Source organism: Streptomyces sp. NPDC018263 (assembly GCF_055562575.1).
The window spans coordinates 539,423-547,248 of sequence record NZ_JBVHFA010000006.1 but is presented as its reverse complement, the minus strand read 5'-3'; the positions used below and the strand labels follow the sequence as shown (position 1 = coordinate 547,248).

Below are 7,826 nucleotides of genomic sequence, written 5' to 3'. Positions count from 1 at the left end.
GTACTGCAGGGGGGACCCTGTGGGAGAGTAGGACGCCGCCGAACTAATTTTGAATGGGAAACCCCCGCACCTTTGGTGCGGGGGTTTTCTGCGTTCAGGGCCGTTTTCCCTCCGAAGAGGGGGGAGCGTGAATACGTCTCAGAGACGGCCTGCCGCTTTCAGCGCCAGATACGCGTCTGCCAATGCGGGTGCCAGTTCCTCCGGCGTCGCGTCGACCACCGTCACCCCATGGCGACGAAGCTGTTCGGCAGTGCGCTGCCGCTCGTGCTGACTCTGTGCCGCGGCCGCGGCCTCGTACACCGCGTCGATGTCTCCCCTGTCCTGTGCCATGCGCGCGATGTGGGGATCGGCGACGGAGGCGACGAGGACGGTGTGGCGTTGGGTGAGCTGGGGGAGCACCGGCAGGAGGCCCTCCTCCACGGGGGCCGTGTCGAGCGAGGTCAGTAGGACGATCAGCGAGCGGCGCGGTGCTGTACGCAAGGCCGCTGCCGTGAGACCACGGGCGTCCGTCTCGACCAGTTCCGGTTCCAGCGTGGCCATCGCGGTCACGAGGGACGGCAGGAGCTGGCCGGCGGACTTGCCCTGGACCAGGGCGCGTACCTGGCGGTCGTAGGCGAGCAGGTCCACGCGGTCGCCTGCGCGGGAGGCGAGGGCCGCCAGGAGGAGGGCCGCGTCCATGGCGGCATCCATGCGAGGCACGTCGTCGACGCGGCCGGCCGAGGTGCGGCCGGTGTCGAGGACCAGCAGGATGCGCCGGTCGCGCTCCGGACGCCAGGTGCGTACGGCGACGGCGGACTGGCGGGCGGTGGCTCGCCAGTCGATGGAGCGAGTGTCGTCGCCGGGGACGTACTCGCGAAGGCTGTCGAATTCGGTGCCCTCACCGCGTGTCAGAACGCTTGTCCTACCGTCTAGTTCACGCAATCGAGCGAGTTTCGACGGGAGATGCTTTCGGCTGGTGAAAGGGGGCAAAACCCGTAGTGACCAGGGCACTCGGTGGGTTCCCTGGCGGGAGAACAGCCCGAGGGGGCCGTAGGAGCGGATCGTGACGCGGTCGGCTTGGCGGTCGCCGCGGCGGGTGGGGCTCAACCGGCTTGTCACACGGCGTCGTTCGCCGGCCGGGATGTCCAGGCGGTGCCGGGAGCCCTCGACCTCGGTGCCCGGTTCCCAACTGCTGGGTGGCCACGCGTCCCGCAGCCGTCCGCGCAGCGGGCGGCGGGACGGGTTGGTGACGGTCAAGGTGATGTCGGCGGTTTCGCCGAGACGAGTGGAGGTGTCTCCGGAGCGAGTGAGGATCAGGCGCCGTACGGGCGCCGCGAGTGCGAAGTCACAGGCGCAGGCAAGGGCCAGGGAGCCGTTGACCGCGAGGATGCCCGTCCAACTGGGCTCCAGCAGGCCGACGGGGAGGGAGCCGAGGGCCGCGACGAGGGCGGCTCGTCCGGTGAGCGGCATCAGCGGGGTACCGGGACCTGGGCGAGCACCGAGTTGATGACCGAGTCGGCGGTCACGCCCTCCATCTCCGCCTCCGGGCGCAGTTGGACCCGGTGCCGCAGGGCGGGCAGGGCCAGGGCCTTCACGTCGTCGGGGGTGACGTAGTCACGGCCCGTCAGCCAGGCCCAGGCGCGGGCGGCGGCGAGCAGTGCGGTGGCGCCTCGGGGGGAGACGCCCAGGGTGAGTGAGGGGGACTGACGGGTGGCGCGGCAGATGTCCACGACGTAGGCCGTGATCTCGGCGGAGACGGTCGTCTCGGCCACGGCGGCGCGGGCGGCCTCGAGGTCGGCAGGGCCGGCGACGGGGCGCAGACCGGCGGCGTGGAGGTCGCGGGGGTCGAAGCCGGAGGCGTGGCGGGTGAGGACGTCGATCTCGTCCTCGCGGGAGGGCAGCGGGATCGTCAGCTTGAGCAGAAAGCGGTCCAGTTGGGCCTCGGGGAGGGGATAGGTGCCCTCGTACTCGACGGGGTTCTGGGTGGCCGCGACCAGGAACGGCTCGGGGAGAGGGCGCGGGATGCCGTCGACCGTTACCTGTCGTTCCTCCATGGCTTCGAGGAGGGAGGACTGGGTCTTGGGCGGGGTGCGGTTGATCTCGTCCGCGAGGAGGAGGTTGGTGAAGACAGGGCCGGGCTGGAAGGAGAACTCCGCGGTGCGGGTGTCGTAGACGAGGGAGCCGGTGACGTCGCTCGGCATCAGGTCGGGCGTGAACTGGACGCGTTTGGTGTCGAGTTCAAGTGTCGATGCCAGGGCGCGGACCAGGAGGGTCTTGGCGACGCCGGGGACGCCTTCGAGGAGGACGTGGCCTCGGCACAGCAGGGCGACGACGAGTCCGGTGACGGCGGGGTCCTGGCCGACCACGGCTTTGGCGATCTCGGTGCGCAGGGTCTCCAGTGAGGCACGGGCGGCGGCCGCGTCCTCGGTGTTCCCGGCGCTGTCAGTGGTCGGGGCCATCATGAACGGCGTACCTCTCTTTCGAGGGCGTCGAGTCGGTCGGTGAGTGCGATGAGGGCCGCGTCGTCGCGGGGCGGCGCTCCGAAGAGGAGGGAGTGCAGGGCCGGTTCGCCTCTGTCGGGGAGACGTGCGGACAGGGCGGGGAGCAGGGCTTCCGGGGTGTGTGCCCGGGCGGTGGGGACGCCGGCGAGCGGGGCCAGGCGGGTGCGGGCCGTGGAGCGCAGTGCGGCGGAGGCGCGGTCACGGGCGTCGGCTTTGCGGTAGAGGCGGGCGCGGCCCTCGGTGGTTTCGGAGGCGCGGATGACGACGGGCAGCCTCTCGGGGACCAGGGGGCCGAAGCGGCGGCCGCGCCAGAAGGCGGCGACCACCGCTGCGACGAACAGTTGCAGGGTGCCCCAGAGCCAGCCTGTCGGGAGCAGGTCGAAGAGGCTTTTGCGGCCATCGGTGTCGGTGGCGGAGGCGTCGGCGAGCGAGGGGAGGTACCAGACCAGATGAGGCCGGGAGCCGAGGAGTTGCAGAGCGAGCGAGGCGTTGCCCTGCTTGTCGAGACGGTTGTTGAGGAGGATGTCGGGCGAACCCAGCAGGACGGTGTCGCCGGTGCCCGTGGCCGCCGGGAGGCGGAGGAGGGTGGCGCGTCGCTCGCTGGGGTAGCAGGCGTCGGCGCCGTCGATGGTGGTGCGGTAGCGGATGCCGCCGGTCTCGGCGCTGCCCGCCCGCCGGGCCTCGGGGAGGGTGCAGTCGGGGTCGAGAGTGGTCTTGAGGGTGGTGACGGGGCTCGCGGTGACGCCGGGGGCGAGACGGCCGACGGACCAGTCGCCCGGGGCGACGAGCACGGTGCGGCCGCCGGAGTTCGCCGTGGCCTTGGTGAGCCGGGTCTGCTGGCGACGGCTCAGCAGGTCGGGTACGGCGACCAGGAGAGTGGTGTCCGGGCCGGCGGCCTGACGTGCCGCGTCGAGGGTGGTGACCACGCGGGTGGACACCCCTCGGTCGGCGAGGAGTTCGGCTACGGCCCGGCTGCCGCGGGGGTCGGCCGAGCGGGGGTCGAGGTCGCCGTGCTTGGTCTGGGAGCGGACCACGGCGATGGCGACGGCACCGACCAGCAGTACGACGAGGGCGAGGACGATTCCCCGGGTGCGGGTCCAGACCTGACGGGCGGTGAGCGCGGACGAAGTGGTCATCCGGCGTTCCCGTCGGGGGCGGCGCTGCTCACCAGGGTGGGGCGGGCGCGTTCGAGGGCGCTGTCGAGCTGGGCGACGCGTTGGTACGTCTGCTGGTCGGCGGTGCGGCCGCCGTATGTGACGTCGTCGAAGTGGCGGGCGGCGGCGTGGAGTCCGTCCGCGTGCGCGGGGAGGCTGCGGCCCGCCTCGGCGGCGGCTTCGTCGGCGGTGCGGCCGGGGCGGACGTCGAGCAGGGCGCGTTCCTCCAGCGCGCGGACGATGGCCCGCATGCGTTCCTGGACCGCCTGGCTCCAGTGGCCCTGGGCGGCGTGCGCCTCGGCGGCGGCCCGGTGTTCGGCGGCGGTGCGCGGGCGTTCGTCGAACAGCGGGGCGGCCGCGACGGGGCTGCGGCGCGGGGTGCCCAGCCGCCACCACAGGGCGGCCAGGACGGCGATGACGCACAGGACCACGACGAGGAGGCCGAGCGAGCCGCCCGGTGTCGCGGAGGCGGCCTTGGCGAGGAGCCTGCCGAGCCACTCCCAGAACGCGTTCAGGGCGCGCTGGAACAGGCTGGGGTCGTTCTCGTGGTACATCCGCTTGGCCAGCTCGCGGCGGGCCGCCTCGCGGGCGGGATCGCGCGGGACGGTCACGGGCGGCTCGTCGCCGGAGCCGCCCGCAGCGAAGGTGGTGAGGCGGGCGGCGCCGGACATGACCGACGCCGCCGTGAGAATTCCCCCCGTCATGCTCACCGCATCAGCTCCCCGGCACCGGGCCGGGCGTGGCGCCGGGGGCGTAGTCCTGGACGCCGGCGGCGCGGGCCAGTTCGAGGTCGAGGGCCTCGCGGCGGATGCGCTGGTCGATGTAGAGGAGCACCGTGACCCCGGCCTTGACCGGCAGGGTGAGCGTGGCGCCGATCACCGAGCCGATGCCGGTGATGAGCAGGAACGACCAGCCGGCCGGCTGGGCGCCGGTGCCCATCAGGGAGGTCATGTTCTCGCCGTTGACGGCGAACGCGATGATGGTGAAGGGGATCACCGCGATCCAGGAGACCATGTTGGCGATGAGCCCGGCGAGGAACTGCACGCCGAGCACGCGCCACCAGGAGCCCTGGACCAGCTTGGCCGACCGGCTCAGCGACTTCCGCACTCCCTGCCGCTCCAGCATGAGCGCGGGCGAGGCGAGGGAGAAGCGGACGGTCAGCCAGATCATGACGACGACGGCCGCCAGGACACCCAGGACGATCAGGATCACGGCGGGTGCGTCGAAGCCCGCGATGAACCCCAGGACGAGGCCCGGCAGCAGGCCGACTACCAGGACGCCGCCGGTGATGAGGGCCAGCAGCATGAGGAGGCCGAGCAGCTTGAGGAGCTGGCCGCGGGATTCGCGCCACGCCTCCCCGACGCTGATCGGCTTGCCGAGGACGGCGCGGCTGGTCACGGTCGTCAGCAGCGCGGTGGCCGCGATGGTGCCGACCACGGAGACCACGCCGACGAGCAGCGCACCGGCCGTGACCGAGCCGAGGGAGCGCAGCACCTCGGTCGGGCTGACGTCGGGGTCGCTGAGCGTGCTGGTCGTGTCCTTGAGAAGGACGCCCTGGAGCAGGAGCGCGCAGAGCTCGGTGAGGACCGCCACCGTCAGCGAGATGCCGAGGACGGTGCGCCAGTAGGCGCGCATGGTGGAGATGGCGCCGTCGAGTATCTCGCCGATGCTGAGCGGGCGCAGCGGGATGACACCGGGCTTCGCGGCTGGCGGGGGCCCGCCCCAGCCGTTGCCCCACGCGGCGGGGTCGCCCCACCCTGCGGGCGGCTGGCCGCCCCAGCCCGCGCCCGATGGTGGCGGCGGGGGCGCCTGGCCCGGTGCGGGTGCGCCGGTGGGCGCCGACCACTGTCCGGGCGGCGGCTGGCCTTCTGCCCACTTCGACTCGGGGGCCTTGGCCTCCGGGGCCTCCGGGCCCTTCGCGTCCGGGCTCTGCGGAGCGTCGCCCGGCTGTGCGGCGGGTACGGGCTTGTCGGTGGGCGTGGGCTGGGCGGCGCCGGACGCTCCGGTCTGCCGTTCCTCGGACGACGGGTCGGGTCCGGGCGAAGCCCAGCCCGGCGTGTCACTCATCGAAGCTCCTTCACGATGCCCGTCCGCGGTCGCGGCGGCAGGTTGGCAGCCATCGTGCCATGGCCAGGTCGCGGTGTGACCTGGTGCGGTGGGCCCCTGACTCCATCAATTCTCCGCCGGATACGGGGCAGACTCACCGCATGGCTGATCAGCAGGCGCGACCCGGTGAGGACAAGCGGCCGAGCGAGATACCGGTCATCCGATGGGAGGAACCACCCGAAGGGCCCGTACTGATCCTTCTCGACCAGACGAGGCTTCCGTCCGAGGAGGTCGAGCTGGTGTGCACGGACGCGTCCGCGCTGGTGGAGGCGATCCGGTCGCTCGCGGTGCGCGGGGCGCCGGTGCTGGGCATCGCGGGCGCGTACGGCGTCGCACTGGCCGCCGCGCGCGGCTTCGAGGTGGACGATGCCGCCGAGGCGCTGGAGAGCGCCCGGCCGACCGCGGTGAACCTGTCCGTCGGTGTGCGTCGGGCCCTGGCCGCGTACCGGGACGCGCTGGCCGCGACCGGCGACCCCACGGCGGCGGCGACGGCGGCGCTCGCGGCGGCGCAGGCGCTGCACCGGGAGGACGCGGAGGCGAGCGCGCGGATGGCCGCGCACGGCCTGGCGCTGCTGGACGAGCTGATGCCGGGCGGCGGCCACCGGGTGCTGACCCACTGCAACACCGGTGCGCTGGTGTCTGGCGGGGAGGGTACGGCGTTCGCGGTGGCGCTGGCCGCGCACCGGGTGGGGCGGCTGCGGCGGCTCTGGGTGGACGAGACGCGTCCCCTGTTGCAGGGGGCGCGGCTGACGGCGTGGGAGGCGGCGCGCAGCGGGATGGCGTACACGCTGCTCACCGACAGCGCGGCCGGTTCGCTGTTCGCGGCCGGTGAGGTGGACGCGGTGCTGATCGGCGCGGACCGGATCGCGGCCGACGGCTCGGTGGCGAACAAGGTCGGCAGTTATCCGCTGGCGGTGCTGGCGCGCTACCACCACGTGCCGTTCATCGTGGTCGCGCCGGTGACCACCATCGACCCGGACACCCCGGACGGTGCGTCCATCGAGGTCGAGCAGCGGCCGGGCTTCGAGGTGACCGAGATCCTCACGCCCCAGGCGTCCGCGGTGGGCGGAGGCGGCGGCGTGCCGTTGGCGCCGCTGGGGACGCAGGCGTACAACCCGGCGTTCGACGTGACACCGCCCGAACTGGTGACGGCGATCGTCACCGAGGAGGGCACCGTCTCTCCGGTGACCGCCGAGGCGCTGGCGGCGCTCTGCGCGACGGCGCGGGCCACGCCGACCGCCTGAGAACCCCCCCGGCTGCCGGAGCCACCTTGCCCGACCGGCCCCGGTAGCCGGCCCCTGCGGGACAGGGGCAGACAGTGACCGGTCGGTACGACTATCGTCACAGGTCAGTGACGTGCCTCACCTGCGGCTCTGTCGTCGTTATGAGAATGGGATGATGTCGTTTATGAAGGGACGAGTCCTTGTCGTCGACGACGACACCGCACTGGCCGAGATGCTCGGCATCGTGCTGCGTGGTGAAGGTTTTGAGCCGTCTTTCGTAGCCGACGGGGACAAGGCGCTGGCCGCTTTCCGGGAGTCCAAGCCCGATCTGGTGCTGCTGGACCTGATGCTGCCCGGCAGGGACGGCATCGAGGTGTGCCGCCTGATCCGGGCGGAGTCCGGGGTGCCGATCGTGATGCTCACCGCCAAGAGCGACACCGTCGATGTCGTCGTGGGCCTGGAGTCGGGCGCGGACGACTACATCGTGAAGCCGTTCAAGCCGAAGGAGCTGGTGGCCCGTATCCGGGCGCGGCTGCGGAGGTCGGAGGAGCCGGCGCCGGAGCAGCTCACCATCGGTGACCTGGTGATCGACGTGGCCGGACACTCCGTGAAGCGGAACGGGCAGTCGATCGCGCTGACCCCGCTGGAGTTCGACCTGCTCGTCGCGCTCGCGCGCAAGCCGTGGCAGGTGTTCACCCGTGAGGTGCTGCTGGAGCAGGTCTGGGGTTACCGGCACGCCGCCGACACCCGCCTGGTCAACGTGCATGTGCAGCGGCTGCGTTCCAAGGTCGAGAAGGACCCGGAGCGGCCGGAGATCGTGGTGACCGTCCGAGGTGTCGGCTACAAGGCCGGACCGAGCTGAC

The 7,826-nt window shown here is 72.4% G+C and carries 7 protein-coding genes; 2 read left to right on the top strand and 5 right to left on the bottom strand.

Annotation, left to right across the window (positions count from 1 at the left end; genetic code table 11):
• Positions 1-138: 138 nt before the first annotated feature.
• From ACZ3HQ_RS20460 to ACZ3HQ_RS20440, 5 genes are read right to left on the bottom strand one after another with little or no spacing between them, the layout of a single operon-like run.
• On the bottom strand, positions 139-1,449 hold the full coding sequence (locus tag ACZ3HQ_RS20460) for a DUF58 domain-containing protein (protein WP_467512798.1): 1,311 nt from the start codon (positions 1,447-1,449) through the stop codon (positions 139-141).
• Positions 1,449-2,441: an AAA family ATPase gene (locus ACZ3HQ_RS20455; RefSeq protein WP_467512797.1), complete on the bottom strand. Its 993-nt coding sequence runs from the start codon at positions 2,439-2,441 to the stop codon at positions 1,449-1,451. Before ACZ3HQ_RS20455 ends, ACZ3HQ_RS20460 begins: the two co-directional genes overlap by 1 nt.
• Entirely contained in the window at positions 2,438-3,616 is a 1,179-nt protein-coding gene (locus ACZ3HQ_RS20450; protein WP_467512795.1) for a DUF4350 domain-containing protein, read from the bottom strand. The genes ACZ3HQ_RS20455 and ACZ3HQ_RS20450 overlap by 4 nt, the downstream gene beginning before the upstream one ends.
• Positions 3,613-4,344: a DUF4129 domain-containing protein gene (locus tag ACZ3HQ_RS20445; protein WP_467512793.1), complete on the bottom strand. Its 732-nt coding sequence runs from the start codon at positions 4,342-4,344 to the stop codon at positions 3,613-3,615. The genes ACZ3HQ_RS20450 and ACZ3HQ_RS20445 overlap by 4 nt, the downstream gene beginning before the upstream one ends.
• Before the next feature lie 4 nt (positions 4,345-4,348).
• Positions 4,349-5,701: a DUF7847 domain-containing protein gene (locus tag ACZ3HQ_RS20440; RefSeq protein WP_467512791.1), complete on the bottom strand. Its 1,353-nt coding sequence runs from the start codon at positions 5,699-5,701 to the stop codon at positions 4,349-4,351.
• A gap of 140 nt (positions 5,702-5,841) precedes the next feature.
• Between ACZ3HQ_RS20440 and mtnA the strand changes: the two genes are divergently transcribed.
• The gene (gene mtnA, locus ACZ3HQ_RS20435) at positions 5,842-6,984 is read left to right on the top strand and encodes an S-methyl-5-thioribose-1-phosphate isomerase (protein WP_467512789.1); all 1,143 of its coding nucleotides are present in this window, start codon (positions 5,842-5,844) and stop codon (positions 6,982-6,984) included.
• 151 nt (positions 6,985-7,135) lie between these two features.
• Entirely contained in the window at positions 7,136-7,825 is a 690-nt protein-coding gene (gene mtrA / locus ACZ3HQ_RS20430) for a two-component system response regulator MtrA (protein WP_190045392.1), read from the top strand.
• Position 7,826 lies beyond the last annotated feature (1 nt).

Excerpts from the sequence above, each read along its gene's own strand:
- ACZ3HQ_RS20450 (WP_467512795.1), bottom strand. The coding sequence starts at position 3,616 with ATGACCACTTCGTCCGCGCTCACCGCCCGTCAGGTCTGGACCCGCACC.
- mtrA (WP_190045392.1), top strand. The coding sequence starts at position 7,136 with ATGATGTCGTTTATGAAGGGACGAGTCCTTGTCGTCGACGACGACACC.
- mtnA (WP_467512789.1), top strand. The coding sequence starts at position 5,842 with ATGGCTGATCAGCAGGCGCGACCCGGTGAGGACAAGCGGCCGAGCGAG.
- ACZ3HQ_RS20455 (WP_467512797.1), bottom strand. The coding sequence starts at position 2,441 with ATGATGGCCCCGACCACTGACAGCGCCGGGAACACCGAGGACGCGGCC.
- ACZ3HQ_RS20460 (WP_467512798.1), bottom strand. The coding sequence starts at position 1,449 with ATGCCGCTCACCGGACGAGCCGCCCTCGTCGCGGCCCTCGGCTCCCTC.
- ACZ3HQ_RS20440 (WP_467512791.1), bottom strand. The coding sequence starts at position 5,701 with ATGAGTGACACGCCGGGCTGGGCTTCGCCCGGACCCGACCCGTCGTCC.